22 protein-coding genes are annotated in these 23,592 nt (G+C 32.9%); 18 read left to right on the top strand and 4 right to left on the bottom strand.

The genetic code is table 11. The features are described 5' to 3' along the window. The first annotated feature begins 10 nt into the window (after positions 1 to 10). Complete coding sequence (locus CLU81_RS06170; protein WP_099709027.1) at positions 11 to 1,357, top strand: cytochrome ubiquinol oxidase subunit I; 1,347 nt, start codon at positions 11 to 13, stop codon at positions 1,355 to 1,357. A 2-nt stretch (positions 1,358 to 1,359) separates the two neighbouring features. After that, positions 1,360 to 2,436 (top strand): cytochrome d ubiquinol oxidase subunit II, encoded by a 1,077-nt coding sequence (gene cydB, locus CLU81_RS06165; protein ID WP_099709026.1) that lies wholly within the window; start codon positions 1,360 to 1,362, stop codon positions 2,434 to 2,436. A 122-nt stretch (positions 2,437 to 2,558) separates the two neighbouring features. On the opposite strand, the gene CLU81_RS06160 is transcribed toward cydB, so the two are convergent. Next, positions 2,559 to 3,353: a hypothetical protein gene (locus CLU81_RS06160; RefSeq protein WP_099709025.1), complete on the bottom strand. Its 795-nt coding sequence runs from the start codon at positions 3,351 to 3,353 to the stop codon at positions 2,559 to 2,561. Between the two features lie 211 nt (positions 3,354 to 3,564). Here CLU81_RS06160 and CLU81_RS06155 point away from each other — a divergent pair, with 211 nt between their 5' ends. From CLU81_RS06155 to CLU81_RS06140, 4 genes are all read left to right on the top strand, one after another. Then, on the top strand, positions 3,565 to 3,945 hold the full coding sequence (locus CLU81_RS06155; RefSeq protein ID WP_099709024.1) for a hypothetical protein: 381 nt from the start codon (positions 3,565 to 3,567) through the stop codon (positions 3,943 to 3,945). Positions 3,946 to 3,958: 13 nt separating this feature from the next. Beyond that, positions 3,959 to 4,387, top strand: coding sequence for a hypothetical protein (locus tag CLU81_RS06150; RefSeq protein WP_099709023.1), 429 nt, complete (start codon positions 3,959 to 3,961; stop codon positions 4,385 to 4,387). Positions 4,388 to 4,576: 189 nt separating this feature from the next. Further along, entirely contained in the window at positions 4,577 to 5,167 is a 591-nt protein-coding gene (locus CLU81_RS06145; protein ID WP_099709022.1) for a Crp/Fnr family transcriptional regulator, read from the top strand. A 100-nt stretch (positions 5,168 to 5,267) separates the two neighbouring features. Further along, a complete protein-coding gene (locus CLU81_RS06140) occupies positions 5,268 to 6,026 on the top strand; it encodes an SDR family NAD(P)-dependent oxidoreductase (RefSeq protein WP_099709021.1) in 759 nt (252 codons plus the stop codon). 259 nt (positions 6,027 to 6,285) lie between these two features. Here CLU81_RS06140 and CLU81_RS06135 read toward each other — a convergent pair whose 3' ends face one another. Both CLU81_RS06135 and CLU81_RS06130 read right to left on the bottom strand, forming a co-directional pair. Further along, positions 6,286 to 7,071, bottom strand: a complete 786-nt coding sequence (locus CLU81_RS06135; RefSeq protein WP_099709020.1) for a sulfite exporter TauE/SafE family protein — start codon at positions 7,069 to 7,071, stop codon at positions 6,286 to 6,288. A 230-nt stretch (positions 7,072 to 7,301) separates the two neighbouring features. Next, a complete protein-coding gene (locus tag CLU81_RS06130; RefSeq protein WP_099709019.1) occupies positions 7,302 to 7,943 on the bottom strand; it encodes a Crp/Fnr family transcriptional regulator in 642 nt (213 codons plus the stop codon). A gap of 458 nt (positions 7,944 to 8,401) precedes the next feature. Here CLU81_RS06130 and CLU81_RS06125 point away from each other — a divergent pair, with 458 nt between their 5' ends. The 7 genes from CLU81_RS06125 to CLU81_RS06095 all read left to right on the top strand — a co-directional run bounded on the left by CLU81_RS06125 (position 8,402) and on the right by CLU81_RS06095 (position 15,746). Continuing rightward, positions 8,402 to 8,713, top strand: a complete 312-nt coding sequence (locus CLU81_RS06125; protein WP_099709018.1) for a rhodanese-like domain-containing protein — start codon at positions 8,402 to 8,404, stop codon at positions 8,711 to 8,713. Between the two features lie 77 nt (positions 8,714 to 8,790). Continuing rightward, entirely contained in the window at positions 8,791 to 10,371 is a 1,581-nt protein-coding gene (locus CLU81_RS06120) for an NADP-dependent glyceraldehyde-3-phosphate dehydrogenase (RefSeq protein WP_099709017.1), read from the top strand. 154 nt (positions 10,372 to 10,525) lie between these two features. Then, entirely contained in the window at positions 10,526 to 11,137 is a 612-nt protein-coding gene (locus CLU81_RS06115; RefSeq protein ID WP_099709016.1) for a hypothetical protein, read from the top strand. 171 nt (positions 11,138 to 11,308) lie between these two features. Continuing rightward, complete coding sequence (locus CLU81_RS06110) at positions 11,309 to 13,180, top strand: M1 family metallopeptidase (protein WP_099709015.1); 1,872 nt, start codon at positions 11,309 to 11,311, stop codon at positions 13,178 to 13,180. Between the two features lie 91 nt (positions 13,181 to 13,271). Next, positions 13,272 to 14,528, top strand: a complete 1,257-nt coding sequence (locus CLU81_RS06105; protein WP_099709014.1) for an alpha/beta hydrolase-fold protein — start codon at positions 13,272 to 13,274, stop codon at positions 14,526 to 14,528. 22 nt (positions 14,529 to 14,550) lie between these two features. Beyond that, a complete protein-coding gene (locus tag CLU81_RS06100) occupies positions 14,551 to 14,943 on the top strand; it encodes an ACT domain-containing protein (protein WP_099709013.1) in 393 nt (130 codons plus the stop codon). Positions 14,944 to 15,119: 176 nt separating this feature from the next. Continuing rightward, on the top strand, positions 15,120 to 15,746 hold the full coding sequence (locus CLU81_RS06095) for a hypothetical protein (protein WP_099709012.1): 627 nt from the start codon (positions 15,120 to 15,122) through the stop codon (positions 15,744 to 15,746). A 50-nt stretch (positions 15,747 to 15,796) separates the two neighbouring features. Here CLU81_RS06095 and CLU81_RS06090 read toward each other — a convergent pair whose 3' ends face one another. Then, positions 15,797 to 16,360: a hypothetical protein gene (locus tag CLU81_RS06090; protein ID WP_099709011.1), complete on the bottom strand. Its 564-nt coding sequence runs from the start codon at positions 16,358 to 16,360 to the stop codon at positions 15,797 to 15,799. Between the two features lie 195 nt (positions 16,361 to 16,555). Here CLU81_RS06090 and CLU81_RS06085 point away from each other — a divergent pair, with 195 nt between their 5' ends. The 5 genes from CLU81_RS06085 (at position 16,556) to CLU81_RS06065 (ending at position 23,498) form a co-directional block, all read left to right on the top strand. Next, positions 16,556 to 16,960 carry a GNAT family N-acetyltransferase gene (locus tag CLU81_RS06085; RefSeq protein WP_099709010.1) on the top strand — a complete coding sequence of 135 codons (405 nt, stop codon included), beginning with the start codon at positions 16,556 to 16,558 and terminating at the stop codon, positions 16,958 to 16,960. 259 nt (positions 16,961 to 17,219) lie between these two features. Further along, entirely contained in the window at positions 17,220 to 17,603 is a 384-nt protein-coding gene (locus tag CLU81_RS06080; RefSeq protein WP_199174552.1) for a hypothetical protein, read from the top strand. Positions 17,604 to 17,778: 175 nt separating this feature from the next. Next, entirely contained in the window at positions 17,779 to 18,861 is a 1,083-nt protein-coding gene (locus tag CLU81_RS06075; protein WP_099709008.1) for an efflux RND transporter periplasmic adaptor subunit, read from the top strand. Positions 18,862 to 18,886: 25 nt separating this feature from the next. Beyond that, positions 18,887 to 22,054: an efflux RND transporter permease subunit gene (locus CLU81_RS06070; protein WP_099709007.1), complete on the top strand. Its 3,168-nt coding sequence runs from the start codon at positions 18,887 to 18,889 to the stop codon at positions 22,052 to 22,054. Then, positions 22,047 to 23,498, top strand: a complete 1,452-nt coding sequence (locus CLU81_RS06065; protein WP_099709006.1) for a TolC family protein — start codon at positions 22,047 to 22,049, stop codon at positions 23,496 to 23,498. The genes CLU81_RS06070 and CLU81_RS06065 overlap by 8 nt, the downstream gene beginning before the upstream one ends. Positions 23,499 to 23,592: the final 94 nt, after the last annotated feature.

The raw sequence follows: 23,592 nt of genomic DNA, 5'->3' as shown, positions 1-23,592 counted from the left end.
AAATACCACTATGGAAGAAATGCTTTTTTATGACCGAATGCAATTCGCCTTCACAATTACTTTTCACTATCTTTTTCCGCAACTTACAATGGGTCTTTCGCTGATCATTGTTTATTTTAAGTGGAAATATCTAAAAACTCAAAACGAACAATATAATCACGCCACGCATTTCTGGATGAAAATTTTTGCCCTGAATTTTGCAATGGGCGTTGTAACCGGAATCCCAATGGAGTTTCAATTTGGAACCAATTGGGCAAAATTTTCCGAGTTAACTGGCGGAATCATTGGTCAGACGCTGGCAATGGAAGGAATGTTTTCTTTCTTTCTCGAATCCTCTTTTTTAGGTTTATTTTTATTTGGAGAAAAACTCCTTGGACATAAATGGCATTTTGTAACTGGATTATTAATTTGCATTGGTTCCTGGGCAAGCGGATTTTTAATTATTGCAACACATTCCTGGATGCAGAATCCTGTAGGTTATGAAATTCTGGAAAACGGAAAATTTGTACTTAATAATTTTCAGGCTTTATTCCTTAATCCGTGGTTGTGGCCATCTTATTTACACAATCAGGCAGCATCATTAGTGACAAGTTCATTTGTTGTGGCCGGAATTGGATCTTTTTATATTCTAAGCAAAAAGAATGTTTCTTTTGGGAGATTGTTTCTTAAAACGGGCGTTATTTTCGGATTGATTTCGAGTATAATTGTGGCGGTTCCAACAGGAGATTTATTGGCTAAAAATGTAGTGAAATATCAACCTGTAACTTTTGCCGGAATGGAAGGAATTTTCCATACCGAAAAGAAAGGTTCTGAAATTGTCCTGATTGGTCAGCCTGACGTAAAAGACAAAAAACTGGACAACAAAATTGCGGTTCCAAATATTCTGAGTTTCCTAACTTATGGAAATTGGAATCAGGAAATTAAAGGTTTAGACCAATTCGAAGAAGATTTGCATCCAACCAATATTTCGGGATTATATTATGCGTATCATATTATGGTAGGTTTAGGAACGCTTTTTATTGGATTAATGGTTTTAGCGCTTTTTCAATTAATCAGAGGGAAATTATTCGAAACCAAATGGATTTTATGGTCGCTCATGTTTATGATGCCATTTCCGTATATCGCAAATACAACTGGCTGGTACACGGCCGAATTAGGAAGACAACCTTGGTTGGTTTACAATTTATTGCGAACAGCATCCGGCGCTTCACCAACGGTTTCGTCCGGAAATACCTTATTTACTTTACTGGGTTTTATAGGATTGTATCTTTTACTGGGAATGTTGTTTTTGCTTTTGATTGGAAAAATCATCAATAAGGGACCTCATAATGTTGAACTGAATTCAGAAAAAATATAATTATGGAATTTTTTTGGTACGTTGTTTTAATGGGAATTCTAGCCGTTTACATTGTTTTAGACGGTTACGATTTTGGAGCAGGAATAATTCATTTATTTTTTGCCAAAACAGAAAAAGATAAAAAAGCAATCACAAATGCAATAGGACCATTTTGGGATGCCAACGAAGTTTGGATTATTGCTGCGGGAGGAGTTTTGTTTTTTGCTTTTCCAACTTTATACGCTTCGTCTTTCAGCGGATTTTATTTGCCGTTGATTATGATTTTATGGCTTTTGATTTTCCGTGCGATTGGTTTAGAAATGCGCGGACAAGTGCACCATCCAATGTGGGAAACTATTTGGGATAAAGCGTTTGGAATTGCAAGTTTGCTTTTGGCGTTGTTTTTTGGGATTGCCTTAGGAAATATTGTTCGTGGCGTAAATCTCGGAATGGTTACAAACGGAGTTTCGACACAAGAAGCACATTATTTCTTTTTGCCTTTATGGAATCCTACTTTTAGTCCACAAGCGAATGAATTGGGAATTATCGATTGGTTTACTTTATTTCTAGGAATTGTAAGTGTTGTTGCTTTGACGATTCACGGCGCAAACTGGATTATTTTTAAAACTAATTCTTCTTTAAATACACAGCTTAAAAATGTTGTGTTTAAACTGAATATTGTTCTTCTGATTTTGGTTTGTATTTCGTTGCAAATCTGGCATTTTATTGAGCCAAAACCATTTCATAATTTTATTGAAACGCCAATTCTTTGGTTTTTTCCTCTAATGACATTTGTTGGAATTTTAGGATTATTCAAAGTTCGTTCGTTTAAAAAAGACGGTCACGGATTTATATTTTCGACCTTATTTTTAGTTGGCGGATTTGCTTCAACAGCAGTTTCGATTTTCCCGAATGTTTTACCTTCAACCAATAATGTAAATCCATCATTGACGATTTACAATAGCGCAGCTGGAGAATATGGTTTGAATGCCGGAATGAGTTGGTTTTTTATCGCTTTGTTTCTGGTGATTATTTATTTTATTATTCAATATCGCGTTTTTAGCGGGAAAATGGATGATATTGGATATGGGGAACATTAATGGTTTTTTAGCCACGAATTCACGAATTAATTATATAAATAGCCGTTGGTTTTAAACCAACGGTTTTTTTGTTTGTTAATCTTGGCTTTAGCCAAAATATAGTCATATAAAACTTTAATTTATCAAAAATCAGTTTTATTACTAACATAGGTATTCAAAACTTTTTGAAAAGAAGTTAAGTTGATGTTTTCAGATTTAATTATTTTTCCATCGTTATATATTTCATATTGACCACTATTGGGAGATTTTTTGGTCCATAAAATCCCATTTGTAATTTTACCTAATTGATCAGTTTTTAAATATGCAGTAATATTCTCTCCGGATTCAGTTTTTATTTTTTCTCTATACTTGCTTAAATAAATTCTAAGAAGTGCATCTTCCTGCGAGAAAAAATCTGCGATTTCATTAAACAGCAAATCAATATTTACGTTGTTTTCGGATGTTTTTAGAAAAGCATATAATTTATAACTTTTTTCATAGTCACCTTCGGGGAATTTGTCGGAATAATTTTTATATAAATAGCTATAATTTTCATTATCTGATATCTTACCGTAAATCAAACTATTTGAAGGTAGATTACTGATTTTAAAATCGAAAAATTCGATGAAGGAAATAAGATTGCCTTTATAAAAAAACTCACTGACTTTTTTTTGATTCTTAACATATATCTTTATAATAGCGTCTTTTTCGATCTCATTTTTAATAATTATGGTGTCTTTTTCTTTGGTGAAAAATATTATATTACCATAATAAGCAGCTGAAACCTCAACCGAAAAACTCTCGAGCTTATTATCAATATTGTATTGTTTGATAATTGCTCCGCTTTCAATATCAATTTTTTCGGTTTTTAAGTTGTTTGCTTCTTGTGCAGAAACTGAGAAGGTGAATAATAAAAGTATTATTATTTGTTTTTTCATTCGTGTTACATTTTATCAGATTATTCTCTGTAATATCAAAAGTAGTTTATCGAATGATAAAAATGTTTCTATCTCTGGGAATTATTTTTTTCTCAGGTGTATGTAATAGTTTAGTTTAGTCAAAAAAAGAATATATTTGGCTAAAGCCGAAATCGAATGTTTCCTATATTCCGTTGGTTGGAACCAACGGCTATTCAAATTAAAATTAAAAATGAAAAAAACTTTAAAGATTTTAATTGTTGTTTTTTTATTGTTTGGAGCTAGTATATTTATTTTTCAAAAATGGTATTTTAATACTGATAGAATTTATGAAAAAAAGAAGGAAACCTGGGAAAAACGAATTTCTGAGAATCAATTTAGAGAATATATACCAATAGTTTTTCAACAAGACCAACTTATGGAAGTACCTGATATGTTATCTGAAACACATCGAAAAAATGTTATTCACGTTTTAAAGTTTTATGGTGAAAAATGGAAACTTGAAGATAATAAATTAATGATTTCAAATGAAATTGAAAGAGAGATTTCATGGAATTACACAACAAAAGCAAATGATTCTGTTTGGTTGGCTGAACATCCAATTGAAAATTAAATATCCTCAATAAATGAAAAATGGAATTCTAATACTATTTTGCTTTTGTATAATAAGTTGTCAAAAACAAAACATCAATAACGATTTACTGAACAAACAAAATGTTTCATTGCGTAAAACGAATGATTCGTTGAGTAAACAATTAAAAGAAGCAAATCAAAAGCTAAGTAATTTATTCGAAGAAGATTATGATGCTTCAGATCTTATAAAGAAGGGAATTGTAAATCCTGCAAGTTTTGTTGAAAGTGAATTCCGAAAAAAAGAGTTGATTTCTTTAAAAGCTGCTTTAGGAGGAAAAATGGCATATGAAAATATTCAGCTTTTGGGTAGCAAATTTTTAATTGCAAGTTATAGTGATGGTCATGTTGATGGAAAAAGTATTTATTCATATAAAATCACCGATTCTAATAACTTGGAATTTAAAATAATAGGTTCAGAGTAAACTTTATTTAAATATTAAAGCTTTATGTTAATCTTTTTTAGTGTGGTTGCTTCGTTCCTCGCAATGACGTAGCGTGTGTCTTTGCGAATACACCCAAAATAAACAAACTCAATTTATCGTATTGCTATTATTTTTTGGAATAAATTTGTAAAACTACCAAGCTACAATTTAAAAGCAACTTAAAATTCCATGGAAGATCTGACATCGTTTATTGAAAACATTAATAAGAAAGTTGTTTTGTTACCAGACGAAATGGATGTTTTATTGTCTGAGTTTAAAATTCGGAAAATAAAGAAAAGACAGTTTATTGTACAGCCGGAATTTGTAAACAAACATAGAACTTATGTGCTTGAAGGATCTTTTCGGGCTTATGTTGTCGATGAAAAAGGTACGGAACATACGATTCAGTTTGCGATTGAAGATTGGTGGATCGCGGATTACAATAGTTATATATATCAAACTCCGGCAACGATGTTTATTGTTGCGCTTGAAGATAGTGTGATTCTACAAATAAATCATGAAGCCGAGCAGAAATTGAAATCATCCAGTCATAATCTGGAAACATTATTTCGTTTAATGGCCGAAAAATCGGCGGCATTTTATGCGCGTCGGATTATTGCAATGCTTACCCAAAATGCAGAACAACGTTATAGCGAGTTTCTGGAAAAGTTTCCAAAAGTTGCGCAACGCCTTCCACAATACGCTCTTGCGTCTTATCTTAATATGACTACAGAGTTTTTATCTAAGATACGTAATGAAAAAGTTAAGAAAAAAGGTTGAACTAGTTCAACCTTTTTTCCTAAGATACTTCAACTTTTCAGCTTGACTTAATACCCAACTTTGCTTTATCAATTAACAACTTATAATTAATAAAGTAAAGATGGAAAATTTAGGAAAATTAAACGGGAAAGTTGCATTAATAACTGGCGCATCAAAAGGTATTGGTGCCGGTATCGCAAAAGCATACGCAAATCAGGGCGCAACTGTAATCGTAAATTATGCAAGTAGTAAAAGTGATGCTGATAAAGTCGTTCAGGAAATAACTTCTAATGGCGGAAAAGCAATTGCAATACAAGGGAATGTCGAAAAATCGGCAGATGTAAAACGCATTTTTGAAGAAATCGTAAAGACATTTGGTAAACTGGATATTCTGGTGAATAATGCGGGTGTTTATAAATTTGCAGGAATTGATGATATTACCGAAGAGTCATTTCACAATATGTTTAATATTAATGTTTTGGGAAGCATTTTGACGATTCAGCAGGCGGTGAAATTATTTGGAGACAAAGGTGGCGTAATCATTAATACGGGTTCAATAGTTTCAACGCTCGATATGCCAACTACATTAATTTACACGCAAACAAAATACGCTGTTGATGCAATGACGCGTATTCTTGCCAAAGAACTTGGTCCGAAGAATATACGTATCAACTCTATTAATCCTGGACTGATCGAAATAGAAGGTTCTCATAGTTCTGGAGTTATGAATGGAGATGCTGAAAAATGGCATGTTTCTGAAACTCCACTTGGGCGAGTAGGAAAACCAGAAGATATTGCAAAAGTTGCTGTATTTCTTGCTTCGGAAGATTCTTATTGGATCACTGGCGAAACTATCGCTGTTTCTGGTGGACAACGATAATTGAACTTTGGTTTATAAAAAAGAAAAAGAATCAATGGCGGAATATTTCTGTCATTGATTTTTTAGTTTTCATCTTTGTCAAAGTTTTAAACTTTGACAAAGATTACTTAACAAGTAAAACTAAAATTAAATTTTTAAATCTCTAACGGAATGAATTCCGTTTCTACAATATGAATCGTTCCTTCGGAACTTTCGCTTTATAATAAATTTCAACATCAACAAATCTGCGTTATCTGCAAAATCTGCGAGAAAAAATATTCTAAAATAAAACTTCTTTTGTAATAATATAAAATCCCATTATGAGAACAAACCATCCAAAAATGGGTTTAAGTTTTGTACCGTCTATTTTTTTAGAAAGCTGACTTCCAATTAACATTCCGAAAAGTGCCATTCCGGAAACGCCTAATAAAAAGGTGTAATCGATGGGAGTTCCGATGTATAAATCGCCTCCAAAACCTATTGAAGAATTTATGGTGATAATCAATAATGATGTTCCAACGGCTTGTTTCATTGGTAAGTTGGCAAAAAACAATAAAGTAGGAATTATTAGGAATCCGCCGCCAGCACCAAGAAATCCGGTTATGATTCCAACGATGAAACCTATTATACTTAATTGAGTGTAATTTGTTTCGGTTGCTTTTATTTCGGTTTTATTTTTTCGAATCATCGAAATTGCCGCCGTAATCATTAATATTGAAAAGATTATCATGATCAGAAAATCTTTGGAAACAGAATAAGAAGCAACAGAAAATAATGTTGAAGCGATTTGAGGAAATATTACTTCACGGATAATCAGAATCGAAATAACAGAAGGAATCGCAAAATATAATGCCGATTTCAGTTTTAGATTTCCCATTTTGTAATGGCTATAACTTCCGGATAAAGCGGTTAATCCAACAATAAATAAGGAATATGAAGTGGCTTGCTCCGGATTTACTTTAAACAAATACACCAAAATAGGAATTGTCAATATCGATCCGCCGCCACCAATTAAGCCAAGTGAAATTCCGATGATGATTGAAGCAAAATAACCTAAATATTCCATTGCATTTGTTTTTATGCAAAGGTGGTTTGTAAAATAAAAATCTACAGTAACATTTATCACACAAAGAAAATTAAACACGAATTTCACTAATTTGCACGAATCGATTTGTCAGTTCGAGCGTCCCGAGGCTTCGGGAGAGAACTCGCAATGAATTTCGACTTCGCTCAATGCGACAACCGTTGCCTTAAGTGTTAATCTTTTAAATGATTAACGAAAAAGCAAGATTCGTGTTAATTTGTGAAATTTGTGTTTAAAAGTTCAATTTGGTTTCGGTTTAGTTTGACCAAACCTCTTTGTTCCATTTTTTTGAGTAATCTCGAAACGACTTCTCTTGAGGTATTTAATTCGGAGGCGATTTCTTGGTGCGACAAATTTACTTCGGAACAGCCACAAGCGTCGGAATGTCTTTTTAGGTAAAATTCTAAGCGTTCATCCATAGAACGGAAAGCGATATTGTCGACAACTTCTAAGACTTCTTCGAAGCGATTTCTATAGGTTTCGATTACAAATTCGTACCAAGATCTGTGTTCCATCATCCATTTATCCATCATTTGCAGTGGAATCATCATTACAGAAACGTCTTCGACAACTTTTGCCATAATCTGACTTTTCTCGCTTTTGGTAGCACATATCATCGAAATGGCGCAAGCCTGACCTGGTTGCAAATAATACATTAGAAATTCGCCGCCATCTTCGCCTTCGCGATAGATTTTGATTTTTCCTTTGGTGATCAAAACAGTATTCTTAATATATTGTCCGGTTCGCATTAGGATGGTTCCGGCTTCGTAATGCTGCAAACTTCCGTTTTCTTCGATTGTGGAGATAAGTTCGTTGGAGAAATTCGGGAATATATTTTTTAATGAATTTTGCATTGGTTATGTGTTGTAATTATTGGGCCACAGATTTTACAGATTGAACTGGTTTGCACAGATTTATTTTTTTTAATCAAATGCTAAAATATTTTTATCACTTTAATCCTTTAATCTGTGGCAAAAAATAAATTTCAGCATACTAAATTCGTGAGAATTCGTGCAATTCGTGGCAAACATTTTTTATCAAATTAAGGTTAAAAACTATAATTTTTTACAAAGATAGCAGATTGGAATGGGATAAATTATCAGAAAACTATATTTAAGATGTAAAAAGAGAAATGAAAAAATCCTATTTTCGATCGAGTTTATAGACTATATTTTTAAAAATAGTAAGTAAATTTGTCTTTCACTGATTATAATCCTTTCTCTAAAACGTTTTCTGAGAATAATAATCGAAATCGCATTTGGCACGTTTTTAATTAATAGAAACGTCGTAATTTTACAAAAACACATTTATTATGAATTTATCACAAGAAGATTGGGTTAATCAGCTTAACGCTGACGAGAATGCAGTTATACTTGACGTAAGAACTGAAGACGAATTTAATGACGGCTATATCGAAAATGCTGTAAATATCGACATTAATAAAGGACAAGGTTTTATTTATGAAATCGAAGAATTAGATAAAAACAAAAACTATTATGTGTATTGTCGTTCTGGTGCCAGAAGTGCTAAAGCATGTCAGATAATGAATGAGTTAGGTATAAATAATGCCTACAATTTGCTTGGTGGAATCCTGGACTGGGAAGGGGAAACAGTGAATCCATAAAAGATAGAAAAAAGAGGCGCAAAAAGCCTCTTTTTTCGTTTAAATGCTATTAATAACCAAACATAAATTACCAAATTATGAGTTTAATACCCGAAGAATTTCAAATCAAAACCCTTATAAATCAAGATACTTATCTTGTAAACGGAGAATTAAAACAATGGACAGGGCAAACCACACCTGTTTTTTCTACAATTTCATCTACAGAAAAATATACACCAACTTTATTAGGATCGATTCCGTTTATGGCAGAGAAAGAAGCTGCCGAAGTTGTTGAAGCTGCAAATGCTGCCTATAATAAAGGACAAGGTTTATGGCCAACTATGAAAGTGGTTGATCGTATAAAATGTATGGAGAACTTCGTGAGACAAATGAAGGAAACACGTGAGGAAGTTGTGAAACTTTTGATGTGGGAAATTGGAAAAAACCTTGGCGATTCTCAAAAAGAATTTGACAGAACTGTAGAATATATTCAGGATACTATTGATAGTTACAAAGAATTAAACGGACGCAGCGCGCATTTTGAAAAAGTACAAGGTGTAAATGCGATGATTCGCCGTGGACCTCTTGGAGTTGTATTGTGTCTTGGACCTTACAATTATCCTCTTAATGAAACTTTCTCATTGTTGATTCCGGCTTTAATTATGGGAAATACTGTAATCTTTAAACCTGCAAAACATGGCGTTTTATGTATTTCGCCATTGTTGGAAGCGTTTAGAAGCAGTTTTCCAAAAGGTGTTATCAATATTGTTTATGGAAGAGGTCGCGAAGTGGCTTCTCCAATTATGAAATCTGGAAAGATTGATGTTTTAGCATTAATCGGAAACAGTAAATCTGCGATTGCATTGCAGGATCAACATCCAAACAAAAACAGATTGCGTTTGATTTTAGGTTTAGAAGCAAAAAATCCAGCGATTATTTTACCGGATGCCGATTTAGATTTGGCAATTCAGGAATGTATTGCAGGAACTTTGTCTTTTAACGGACAACGTTGTACGGCTTTAAAAGTACTTTATGTTCATGAATCGATTGCTGAAGAATTTAATAAACGTTTCTCTGAAAAAGTAGATGCGTTGGTATTTGGAAATCCTTGGGAAAAAGGTGCTTCGTTAACGCCGCTTCCTGAAACTGATAAACCAGCTTATATTCAGGGATTGATTGATGACGCAACACATAAAGGTGCTAAAATATTGAATGAAAAAGGAGGGAAACATACAGAGAATTATATTTTTCCTGCAGTTCTTTATCCTGTAAATAAAAATATGCGTGTGTATCATGAAGAACAATTTGGACCGGTTGTGCCAATTATTTCTTTCAAAGATATAAACGAACCTCTTGAAGATATGGCCGAATCAAACTACGGACAACAAGTAAGTTTATTCGGGAAAGATATTAAAACTTTGGCACCGCTTATCGATGCTTTAGTAAATTTAGTTTGTAGAGTAAACCTGAACAGTTCTTGCCAGAGAGGACCGGATGCATTCCCATTTACTGGTCGTAAAGACTCTGCTGTAGGAACTTTGAGTATTCCTGATGCTTTGCGTTCATTCTCAATTCGTACGTTCGTGGCTTCAAAAGATATCGCTTATAATAATGAAATTCTGCAAGAGCTATTAAATAGCAAAGAATCGAATTTTATAAATACCGATTATATTTTGTAATTCCGAGGTTATATATTAATTGTAGACGCCGTCTTTTTCTGTATAGAATTAGACGGTTTTTATTTTTAAAATAATATTAGATGTATTTTCTTTCAAAATAAATATATTGTATTACTTTTACTACATTTTTAATTTATAAAAAATGAAGTCTAAAATGAAACAATTTACAATTGCATTTCTTCTCTTATTTGCATTAAACTCCTGGTCTCAAAACGATAAAAAAATGTGGCTTCAGGAAAATAAATATAATTTAGGATTATCTTACTTTCAAAAAAAGCAGTTTAATAAAGCTGTTGAACCTCTTTTATTTGCTTATAAAATTAATCCCAAATCGGAAATTGGCAAAGAATCAAAGATTAAAATAGATATACTCAAACCTATTATCAGAAATAGTTTCGTTAATAAGATAATTGGAACCTGGAATTTAAGCGGTAATGAACCAACGTGGGTATACAAAAAATCAAAAAACACCAAGCTTAATGATACCTTGATGGTTGTTACAAATCAAGAAATTGCTTTTTATGTAAAAAATGTAAAAACAAAAGAAACCAGACTGATTAAAACAGATAAAATGGAATTTTATGATGTTCTTGAAAATAATGATTCTGTTACAGAAATTGTAAATTCAGATAACGAATTATGGGCTTTTATTGTAGATGAATCTCTAAATAGTCTTCATTTAATTCATAGTGGTGATGTGACTTCTTCAGGAAAAAAAGCGATCGATTTAGAAAATAAAGAAGCATATTATAGTAGAGTTAAATAAAATAGAATTCTTATTGTGGGTTTTATATTTACAAACATCTTCTTCTTTTTAAGAATTAGATGTTTTTTTTTATTTAAAATGATATAATTTTATACAGAATTGTAACATTCATTTAGAAAACTCATCTAATATGATAATCAGTATTAAACAATCAAAATTTTGAAACCACTTATGGAAAAAAAAACATTCCAATTTGTATTTATTACATTACTGTTTTTGGTGCAAAATGGCTTTGCACAAGAGCTTTATATGCCTAGAAATATAAAAGAAGCTTACGAAAAAGGTACGCGTTCGAAAGATGGAAAACCAGGAAAAAACTATTGGCAGAATCACGGAAAATATACTATGGATATTTCTGTCGACCCAAAAACTAAATTGGTTAGCGGAACAGAAACTATCGTTTATGAAAATAATAGTAATGATACGCTAAGAAATTTGGCAGTTAGATTTGTAAATAATCTTCACAAACCTTCTTCGCCAAGAAGCGCAAGTGTAAATGATGATTTTTTAAGTAACGGATTAACGATTACGTCTTTGAAAATTGAAGGTGAAGTTTATAAAGAAGATGCAAGAAGCTGGGGAACAGTTGGAAATGTAAAAATGAACAAGCCAATTTTGCCTCATTCTAAAGCTACAATTTCTATTGATTGGAATTATCCATTATCAAAAGAGAGTGGGAGAGAAGGACAAATCGATGAAACTACTTTTTTTGTAGCCTATAGTTATCCTCGTGTTTCTGTTTTTGATGATTATAATATGTGGGACAGATTGCCGCATACAGATCGTCAGGAGTTTTATAATGATTTTAATGATTATAGCTTTACTGTAAAAGCGCCTAAAAATTATGTGGTTTATGCAACTGGAGATTTATTAAATCCAGATGAGGTTTTGCAGCCTGAATTTTCGGCTCGTTTGAAAAAATCATATGTTACTGATGAAATTATGCATATCGCAAACGAAACAGAACTAAAAAGCGGAATTGTTACCAAACAAAATGATTGGAATGTATGGAAGTTTGAAGCCAAAAATATCTCAGATGTTTGTTTTGGATTAAGTGATCATTATTTATGGGATGCGAGCAGTGTTTTGGTCGATAAAAAGACAAATCGTCGTGCTAGTGTTCAAGCTGCTTATGATGTAAAAGGAACTGATTTTGTAAACTCGATAAAAAACAATCAATTTGCTTTAGATTTCTTTTCGAATAGCTGGCCGGGAGTTCCTTATCCGTTTTCTAAAATGACTGCTTTTCAAGGTTTTGCAGATATGGAGTATCCAATGATGTGTAATGATTCGCAAATTGGCGATCCTGTTTTTTCACAATTAGTTCAGGATCATGAAGTGGCGCATACTTATTTTCCATTTTACATGGGAATCAACGAAACGCGTTATGCTTTTATGGATGAAGGTTGGGCAACTACTTTTGAATATTTAATAGGTATTGCAGAACATGGTAAAGAAGCTGCAGATAAATTCTATAAAGAGTTTAGAGTAAAAGATTATATAACCGATGTATCAAGTGAAGAAGATCAGCCAATAATCACAATGTCTACGCAAGTTTCTGGCCCGGGTTATGGTAATAATTCATACGGAAAAGCTTCTCTTTCTTATCTGGCTTTAAAAGATATGCTTGGAGATGATTTGTTCAAGAAATCATTACACGCTTATATGGATAATTGGAATGGGAAACACCCAATTCCGTGGGATTATTTTAATTCGATAAACACCGCTTCAGGAAGAAACCTGAATTGGTTTTTTAATAACTGGTTTTTTACGAATAATTACATTGATCTTTCAGTAAAAAATGTTGATAAAAGTGTCCTTACCGTTGCAAATGAAGGAGGTTTTGCAATTCCGTTTGATGTAGTTGTTACATATCAGGATAATACAAAAGAAACTGTACATCAAACACCAGCGGTTTGGGAAGCAAATCAGAAATTGGCGAAAGTTATTTTGAAAAACAAAAAACCAATCAAGCAAGTTGTTTTAGATGGAGGTATTTTTATGGATGCCACGCCTTCAAATAATACTTGGTCTGCTAATTAAAAAAAAGCATTCAAGAAGGCGTCTTTTCTGTTGGGAAAGGCGCCTTTTTTTTATAATATAAGTTTATAAACTAATCAAAAAAATAAAATATATGGATCGTTCAATTAATGCTTTTAGAAAAAAGATAATAGTCGTAAGTTTTTTTATGTTATTGACCAGTTTTGCTTTAGCTCAGAAAAAAGACAAAATCGAGATTGGAATCGTTGATAGTATTGCTTCCAAAGTCTTAAATGAGAATAGAAAAATTTGGGTTCATTTGCCTAAAAGTGCACAAAATAATGGTTTTGCAAAACAAAAATATCCAGTAGTTTATGTACTTGATGGTGACGGACATTTTAGTTCTGTCGTGGGAATTATTGAAGAAATGAGCGAAGTAAACGGAAACACAAACTGTCCGGAAATGATTGTGGTGGGAATTACGAACACCAACAGAAACAGAGATTTAACACCTACACATTCAGATATTGATCTTCCTTTTGTACCTAAAAATCTAAGCGAACAATCTGGCGGAGGTGAAAAGTTTGTTGAGTTTCTGGAAAAAGAACTGATTCCGTATATCAATAATAAATATCCTGCAGCACCTTATAAAACCTTAATTGGACATTCTTTTGGAGGATTAACAGCGATTAATATTTTGACAAATCACAGTAATTTATTCAATTCTTATATTGCTATAGATCCGAGTATGTGGTGGGATCATCAGAAATTTTTAGCCGAAACTCAAAAAAAGCTGGCGAATAAAGATCTCACTAATATTTCACTATTTATGGCAGCTGCAAATACAATGGACGATAATATGAATGTTGTAAAAGTTCGAAAAGATACTACAGCTTTTACAAGACATATCAGAGGAATTTTAGATTTGAATGATTTTTTCGTCAGGAATAAAAAAAGCAATCTGAATTATGATTATAAATATTATAACGACGATAATCACGGATCAGTTCCATTGATCGCAACTTATGATGGTCTTCGTTTTATATTTAAATTCAATCAATTAAAACTTTCAATTCCGGAACAGATTAATTTTGATAAAACTGTTTTTGCTAAAATTGAAAAGCATTTTGATAATGTATCGAAACATTTAGGATACAAAGTAGCTATTCCTGAAAATACGGTAAATTCTTATGGTTATATGTCTTTGGGTAAAAAAGATATGGATTTAGCTGGTTATTTGTTCAAATTGAATGTTGTCAATTATCCCGAAAGCCCAAATGTGTACGACTCACTTGGAGATTTTTATGAAGCAAATGGAGATAAGAAAAACGCAATTGCCAGTTATGAAAAAGTATTGGTTTTGGATAAAAACTTTCCGGAAACAAAAGGAAAACTAGAAAAACTAAAATAATTTTAATTTAATAAAATACAGAATGTCAGGAGAAAAAGATCTGGAGAAATTGCTTAAAAGCATGAAACCTCAACATAATGTTGGCGATTATGTTTTTTGTAAAGTTGAGAAATTAGAAAACCTCAACTTGGATGATATCGAAATGTTCTTTAAAGAAAAAGAAGCCGTCACATTAATTCTTAAAAAGGAAATAGCAGAACAATTAAATCTTGAATATTCGGTTGTAATGTCATGGATAACGCTTACAGTGCATTCGTCATTAGAAGCTGTTGGTTTGACCGCGGCATTTTCTAAAGCACTTTCACAAAATGGAATTAGCTGTAATGTTGTAGCAGCTTTTTATCACGACCATATTTTTGTGAATACAAATGATACAGAGAAAGCAATGAAAGTTCTAAATGCATTTTCAGAATAATTTTCAGTATCTTTTTTTGTTAAAATAAATAACATCAGAAAGGAGTTTAAATGTAATAGATTCCTTTCTGACGCTTGTATTAATGGTAATGTGTTAAAATTAAAAAAATACGGAAAACCATAAAAGTATGTTGAATTAATAAATTACGTTTGTAAGAAAAAAAACATACTGAAAAAATGAAAAAACTCTATTTTCTTATTGTTATCTTATTATTAAGTATTCCGATTTTTGCTCAAAACAATTCTAAAATTACATTCCAGAAAAATAGATATGAATTAGCTGTTTCTTATTTTAAGAAAGCTGATTTTAAGAAAGCTATCGATCTATATTACATTGCTGCCAGAGTTATACCAGAGAACGAGATTGGTATTGCATCTCTTAAAAAAGTAGATTCTTTGCGAGTTATTTTAAGAGAGAGATTATTAGATCAAGCATTGGGTACCTGGAAAAAGGTTGGAAACAAACCAGGTTGGGCGGTTGATCAGGCAAGTATTAATGCAGGAAAAACTTCGGATAAGCTTGTAGAAATTAATAAAACACAGATTTTATATTTCGAAAAAAATAAGAAAACACAAGAAAAGAAACTTATAAAAACAGAGGATTTAGTTTATTATAACGGAGAGAATTCAGAAGATGCTTCATTCTCGAATGTAATCTTATCAGACGGTAATATTTGGCATTGTTCAATAAATGATAGTTCAAATGAAATGCATGTAATTAACGTTGCAAAAAAAGATGAAAATGGTACTGAAGAAATAAAAAGCGATAATCAAGAGCGATTTTATATCAAAGTAGACGAATAAAAAAAGGGAATCAAAATTTTGATTCCCTTTTTTTATATGATAAAATATTTTTACAAGAACTTAAATCCAAGTGAGAAATTTGAGACTGCAGTTTTTATATTTCTTCCTGAAGGATCAAGATCTGTAACGCCTGCAAGATATCTGTAATCGAGAGTAAGTTTCCATAAATCGACACCAACACCACCAAGAATACTGCTATTGTTTTTTTCGAAAGCAACAATATTTAGATTGTTATTTGCACTTATATCTGAATAATTCTTCCAGTTATATCCGGCAAAAAGACGTACGTTTCCAAGTTTTCCTAAAGGGACGATTTTGAAACCAACAAGTATGGTTGCATCACTTCCGGCTAACTCATAATCAGTTTCACCAATACCTGTTTGCGAAAGACTAAATTTTGATTTAGCATATCCAAGTTCGCCCTGAGCATACAACATTAATAAATTAACCCGAACAAATCCGGCAACACCATAACCGGTTCCGGAGCTTTTTGAACTAAAATCATCAGTAAGTGGCGAAGTTATGTTATAAGAAAACTGGGGTCCAAATTGTATTAATTGTGCAAAGCCATTTACACTAATACACAAAAATGCTGCTAAAATGAATTTTTTCATGACTGGATTTGTTTTTAGATGACATAAAAATAAATATTATAAATTAGATTCGAACGATTTATCTTATTTATTTCGAGTTAATCTGTGTTTTTTAATTTTGTATCTTTTTGATAATGAATAGAATGTACGTATTTGTAAAGCGAGAAAATATAATCTTTAAAAAACTTAAATTTGAATGTTTCAAAAAAGATAATCATGGAAATTAAAACAATCGATGCATCTCAAACCTGGGAAATCAGACATAAAGTAATGTGGCCTGATAAACCTATTGAATTTGTACAATTAGAAGAAGATAATAATGGTTTGCATTTTGGAGTTTTTGATCAGGAAAAATTAGTTTCTATAGTTTCTTGCTTTGTTGGTAATCAGGAAATGCAATTTAGAAAACTAGCCACTTTAGAAGAATATCAAGGTAAAGGAATTGCCTCTGAATTGTTAAATTTTATTTTTGAAGTCGCCAAAAAGCAAAATTTAAGTAAAATATGGTGCAATGCAAGAAGCAATAAAAAATCATTTTATGAGAAATTTGGAATGATAGACACTCATAAAATTTTCTCTAAAGAAGGACAGGAATTTACGATAATGGAAATTTTTCTGTAGAAAAAGTAGCGGATTTTATTGAAATAAGATAAAGACTATCAGGTATTTGTGGATTTAATCAGTTTCTGCTGGAATACTTTTGAAAAATACAATAGTTAAAAGCTTGAACGATTCTTTTCTGTCATTTTAGCATAAAACGCCACATTTAATTATTGAATAAAGAATGTTAAAAAATGAAAACGTTTTCGTTTGATTCTACATGTTAAGACTTTCTTATTTTATTTTTTTTGTTCCAATCTTTTATTACTTTCGCACCCAAATGAGAAAGTTAATAGTATTTTTAGTATTCATGAATATGCTTCTGTTCGGCGGAGGGCAATATCTTAATGCTGGTACTCCTCAAAACTTTCATCAACATACTCTTGAGAAAAAGCACCGTGTAAAATTCACAAATCAGGATCAGGGATCTTCAATAATCGAAGATGCCGATGTAGATCTTGAAGAGGAATATCTTGGAAGTGGTGATCTTAAAGATGGACTTACGAATAAATTTTTTGCAACAAACTACAGTTTACTTGACAAATGGTACCTTTCCTTTTCAAGTCAGACTATTGTAAATAATTACAATCGTTTTAAATTCTTCGTGCCATTCTGTGGCAATTCAAATCCTATTTACATTACCCAACAGGTTTTAAGAATTTGATTCAACAGTATACATCGGTTACCTAAGTTGTGATCTGCATATCTTGTTGATGTATATTTTTTCTACTTCTTCTTATATGAAAGTTAAGTTCTGACTAAGGCTGGCTGATGCATTTTTTCATCCAAAGGAATCTCTGTATTCCAAGCATCCAATCGCTTAATTTCCAAATAAAATCATGAAAAGAATTATCTTGTTCACAGGCTTAATTGCCCTAGTGTGCCTTACTAGCTGTACAGCTAAAAAAGAAGAGAAAGAAGAAGCAGAAAAATTTACGGTTACTAATCCTGTAAAAATTGACACTTCATTTACAAAAGAATACGTTTCACAGATTAAATCTGTACGTAACATTGAACTCCGTGCCCAGGAAAAAGGGTTTTTACAAAACATCTATGTTGATGAAGGACAGTTTGTAAAAAAAGGTCAGTTATTGTTTAAAATTATGCCAAATATGTATCAGGCAGAATTATTAAAAGCACAAGCTGAACAAAAATCAGTAGAAATTGAATTGCAAAATTCTAAATTATTAGCTGATAAAAATATCGTTTCTAAAAACGAATTAAGTGTAGCTCAGGCAAAATTACAATCAGCAAAAGCTGAAGTTGCATTGGCAAAACTTCATTTATCATTCACAGAAATCAGAGCTCCATTTGATGGAACAATTGACCGTATTCCTTTGAAACTTGGAAGTCTTATTGACGAAGGTGAATTGTTGACAAGTCTTTCAGACAACAGTCAAATGTTTGCTTACTTCAATGTATCTGAACCTGAATATCTACAATACCAAACAGATGTAAAAGATCGTGCTGACAATAAAGTGAGCTTGGTTCTTGCTAACGGTGAGACTTTTAAAGAAAAAGGAAACGTAGAAGTTATCGAAAGTGAATTTAACAACGAAACAGGAAATATTGCTTTTAGAGCAAGATTCCCTAATTCTGGAAAATTACTTAGAAACGGAGAAACTGGACAAGTTCAAATGATCGTTCCGCTTAAAAATGCTATCGTGATTCCACAGAAAGCTACTTATGAAATTCAGGATAAAAAATATGTTTTTATAGTAGATAAAAACAATAAAGTAAGTTCAAGAGAAATTACAATTACAGGTGAAATTCCTGATTTGTATGTTATCAAAACAGGTCTTGCTGAAACTGATAAAATTTTACTTGAAGGAGTTCAGAAAGTAAAAGAAAATGACAAAATTAAATTCGAATACCAATCTCCTCAAACGGTTATTAATCATTTGCGCGTAAAAGCAGAATAGGTTTAATCATTAAAAAAATATAAAAATGTTTAATAAATTTATTCAAAGACCTGTATTGTCGATAGTAATATCGCTTATCATTGTCTTTTTAGGGATATTGTCGGTGTTGAATTTACCAATCACCCAGTTTCCTTCCATCTCTCCTCCGATGGTAAACGTTACAGCGGATTACCCTGGATCGAATGGAGAATTGATGATTAAATCTGTTGTTATTCCTTTAGAAAGAGCGCTTAACGGTGTTCCGGGAATGAAATATATGACCTCTGATGCAGGAAATGATGGTGAAGCAAGTATTCAGGTTGTATTTAACTTAGGTACAGATCCTAATCAGGCTGCAATTAACGTTCAAAACCGTGTAGCTTCGGTTACTAATAAACTACCTCCATTGGTAGTTCGTGAAGGTGTTAAGATCACGCGTGAGGTTCCGAGTATGTTGATGTACGTGAATCTTTATAGTACGGATAAAAATACCGACATGAAGTTCTTGTACAACTATGCTGATATCAACGTATTATCTGAATTAAAAAGGGTAAATGGTATTGGATCAGGAGATATCTTAGGAACACGTGAATATGCAATGCGTATTTGGTTGAAACCGGATCGTATGTTGGCTTATAAAATTTCTGCTGATGAAGTAATGGAAGCATTATCTAGTCAGAGTTTGGAAGCTTCGCCTGGTAAAACAGGAGAAAGTTCTGGTAAACGTTCTCAAGCATTTGAATATGTATTAAAATATTCAGGGCGTTTTACAACCAAAGAACAATACGAGAATATCATTGTAAAATCAAATAGCAACGGAGAACTTTTACGTTTGAAGGATATTGCTAAAATTGAATTTGGCAGCTCGATGTATGATATCTATTCTAATTTGAATGGAAAACCATCTGCGGCGATCGTATTAAAACAATCTTTTGGTAGTAATGCCAATCAGGTTATTGAAGATGTAAAAGCGAAACTTGAAAAAATCAAGCAAAAGTTCCCAAAAGGAATGGATTATGAAATCTCTTATGACGTTTCTAAATTCCTTGATGCTTCTATCGAAAAAGTAATTCACACTTTGGTTGAAGCTTTTATCCTGGTAGGATTAGTGGTTTTCCTTTTCTTAGGAGACTGGCGTTCTACGATTATCCCAGCAATTGCGGTACCGGTTTCATTAATTGGAACTTTTGTATTCATGCAATTCTTCGATATTTCGTTGAACTTAATTACATTGTTTGCTTTGGTACTTGCAATTGGGGTCGTCGTCGATGATGCGATTGTTGTAATTGAAGCCGTTCACGCCAAGATGGAGGAAGAGCATCTTTCACCACTTAAAGCAACTAAAAAAGCGATGCATGAAATTGCAGGAGCGATCGTTGCGATTACATTCTTAATGGCAGCGGTATTTATTCCGGTTGCGTTTATGTCAGGTCCGGTTGGGGTATTTTACCGACAGTTCTCGATTACGATGGCAACAGCAATTATCCTTTCTGGTATTGTCGCATTGACTTTGACACCGGCACTTTGTGCAATGATGTTAAAAAATAATCATGCTACACCTAAAAAGAGAACTCCTGTAAACATCTTTATTGATGGATTTAACAACAAGTTTAACCTTGCACAAGGTAAATACCAAAATGTATTGGCTAAAATTGTAAACAGAAGAGCCGTTACAATTATTGCACTTCTTGGATTTTGTGCCGGAACCTGGTTGATTAGTAGTACAGTTCCTTCCGGGTTTATCCCGAATGAGGATCAGGGTATGTTTTATGCTATTATCCAGACGCCTCCGGGTTCATCATTAGAAAGAACGAATAATATTGCTGAGAAATTGCAAAAAATTGCTGAGACAATTGATGGAGTAAAATCTGTTTCTTCATTGGCGGGTTATGAAATTTTGACGGAAGGTACCGGATCTAATGCCGGAACTTGTTTGATCAACTTAAAAGACTGGAACGATCGTAAAGAATCTGTTCAGGAAGTTATGACAGAACTGGAAGAGAAATCAAAAGATATTCCAGGTGCAAACATTGAGTTTTTCCAACCACCTGCAGTTCCTGGATATGGAGCAGCTGGAGGATTTGAGCTTCGTTTACTGGATAAAACAGGTTCAGGAGATTTCAAGAAAATGGAAGCTGTAAATAAAGAGTTTGTTGAAGAATTGAACAAACGTCCGGAATTATCTAACGTATTTAGTTTCTTTAGTGCGAGTTTCCCTCAGTACATGATGAAAGTAGATAATGATTTGGCACAGCAAAAAGGAGTTTCTATCGAAAATGCGATGAATACTTTGTCAACTCTTGTAGGTAGTAACTACGAAATTAGTTTCATTAAATACGGAATTAATTATAAAGTAATCGTTCAGGCTTCGCCAGAATATCGTGCACAACCAGATGATATCTTAAAACTTTATGTGAAAAATAATCGTGATGAAATGGTTCCTTTTTCTGCTTTTATGAAGTTAGAAAAAGTATATGGTCTTTCAGAGATTACAAGACACAACATGTATAACTCTACTGAGATTAGTGGTGGACCTGCATCAGGATATAGTTCTGGTACAGCTATTAAAGTAATTCAGGAAGTTGCAGAGAAAAAATTACCTAGAGGATATGATATTGACTGGGCAGGTATTTCTGCCGATGAGGTTGCTCAGGGTAATCAGGCTATTTGGGTATTCTTAATTTGTTTAGGATTTGTTTACTTGGTTTTGGCTGCTCAATATGAGAGTTTTATTTTACCACTTTCTGTAATTCTTTCATTGCCGGCGGGTATTTTTGGAGCCTTCCTTTTATTGAAAGTAACAGGATTAGAAAACAACATTTATGCTCAGGTTGCCATGGTAATGCTTATTGGTTTATTGGGTAAAAATGCCGTACTGATTGTAGAGTTTGCGATACAGCGACATGCAGCGGGTAAAACAGTTCTTGAAGCAGCAATGGAAGGAGCGAAAGCGAGGTTCCGTCCAATTTTGATGACTTCATTTGCTTTTATTGCCGGATTATTACCACTTGCTTTTGCGACTGGTCCGGGTAAAATTGGTAACAGAACCATTGGTACTGCCGCCGCTGGAGGTATGCTTATCGGAACTATTTGTGGTGTATTTGTAATTCCGGGATTGTATTACATTTTTGGAAAAATTGCAGAACGACACAAATTAGTGAAACATGAAGAAGAGAATCCATTAACAGAAGAAATTGATAACAATCATGTATAAATTCAAATCATATCAATATGGTATTGCATTAGGTTTATGTCTTACGGTTGCAGGGTGTAAAGCCCCTGCGCCTGAGGCAGCGCCTACTACAAGCACGCCGGTTCCTGAATCATTTGATCAGACTGCCCAAACTCAGGACGCAAACAATAATACATCAGCATTGCAATGGAAAGATTATTTTAAAGATCAAAACCTTGTTGACCTTATTGATGTTGCATTAAAAAACAATCAGGAATTAAATATCACTTTGCAGGAAATTGAAATTGCAAAGAATGATATCCGAGTTAAAAAAGGACTTTTATTGCCAACAGTTGGTGTTCGCGCCGGAGCTGGAATCGAGAAAGTTGGTAGATATACAAGCCAAGGTGCGGGTGATGCTACAACAGAGATTAAACCGGGAGTAGAAACTCCTGATCCGCTTGGTGATTTTACAATTGCCGCTTATGCGAATTGGGAAGTTGATATCTGGAAAAAATTGCGTAATTCTAAAAAAGCAGCTTTAAACAGATATTTAGCTACAGTTGAGGGGAAAAACTTCGTGATTACAAATCTTATTGCTGAAGTTGCTGATTCTTATTATGAGTTATTGGCTTTGGACAATCAATTGGATATTATAAATCAAACGATCAAATTGCAGTCAAATGCTTTAGAAATTGTAAAAATTCAGAAGCAAGCTGCAAGAGCAACAGAACTTGGTGTTAAGAAGTTTGAGGCTGAGGTTTTAACTTCAAAAAGTATGGAGTTTGATATTCGTCAGCAAATAAAAGAAGCGGAGAATAAAATCAACTTTTTGTTAGGTAGATATCCACAGGAAATTAAAAGAACTAGCAGTACCAACTTCTTGAGTTTATTGCCTGCAGCAGTTAGTTCTGGAATTCCGTCTCAATTATTAGCAAATCGTCCTGATGTTAAACAAGCAGAGTTAGAGCTTGTAGCAGCAAAATTAGACGTAAAAGTAGCACGTGCTGAGTTTTATCCTTCATTGGATATTTCGGCAGCATTTGGAGTACAAGCATTTAAGCCTGCTTATTTGTTTACGTTTCCAGAGTCAATTTTATATTCTATAGCAGGAGATTTAGCTGCGCCATTGATTAACAGAAATGCAATTAAAGCTGAATTTGCAAGTGCAAACGCCAGACAACTTCAGGCATTATATAATTATGATCGTACGGTTTTGAATGCTTATTTAGAGGTTTCAAACCAACTTTCTAAGATTGAAAACTTACAGAAAGGATACGATCTTAAATCGCAACAAGTTGATGCTTTAAACACATCAATTGATGTTTCTAATGATTTATTTAAGTCAGCGAGAGTTGATTATTTCGAAGTTTTAATGACTCAACGTGATGCATTAGAAGCGAAATTAGAATTAGTAGATACTAAAAAGGAACAACTGAATGCTGCGGTTCATGTTTACAGAGACTTAGGCGGCGGTTGGAAATAGAATGCCTATTTTAATTAGTTATTAGTAGGAGAGCCTTCCAGAAGTAAAATTCTGGGAGGTTTTTTTTTATGTTTAAAAAGAGATAATTAAACAT

This window comes from Flavobacterium sp. 9 (assembly GCF_002754195.1).
Classification (GTDB): domain Bacteria; phylum Bacteroidota; class Bacteroidia; order Flavobacteriales; family Flavobacteriaceae; genus Flavobacterium.
The sequence above is the reverse complement of the archived record's forward strand: the minus strand, read 5'-3'. Positions and strand labels throughout refer to the sequence as shown.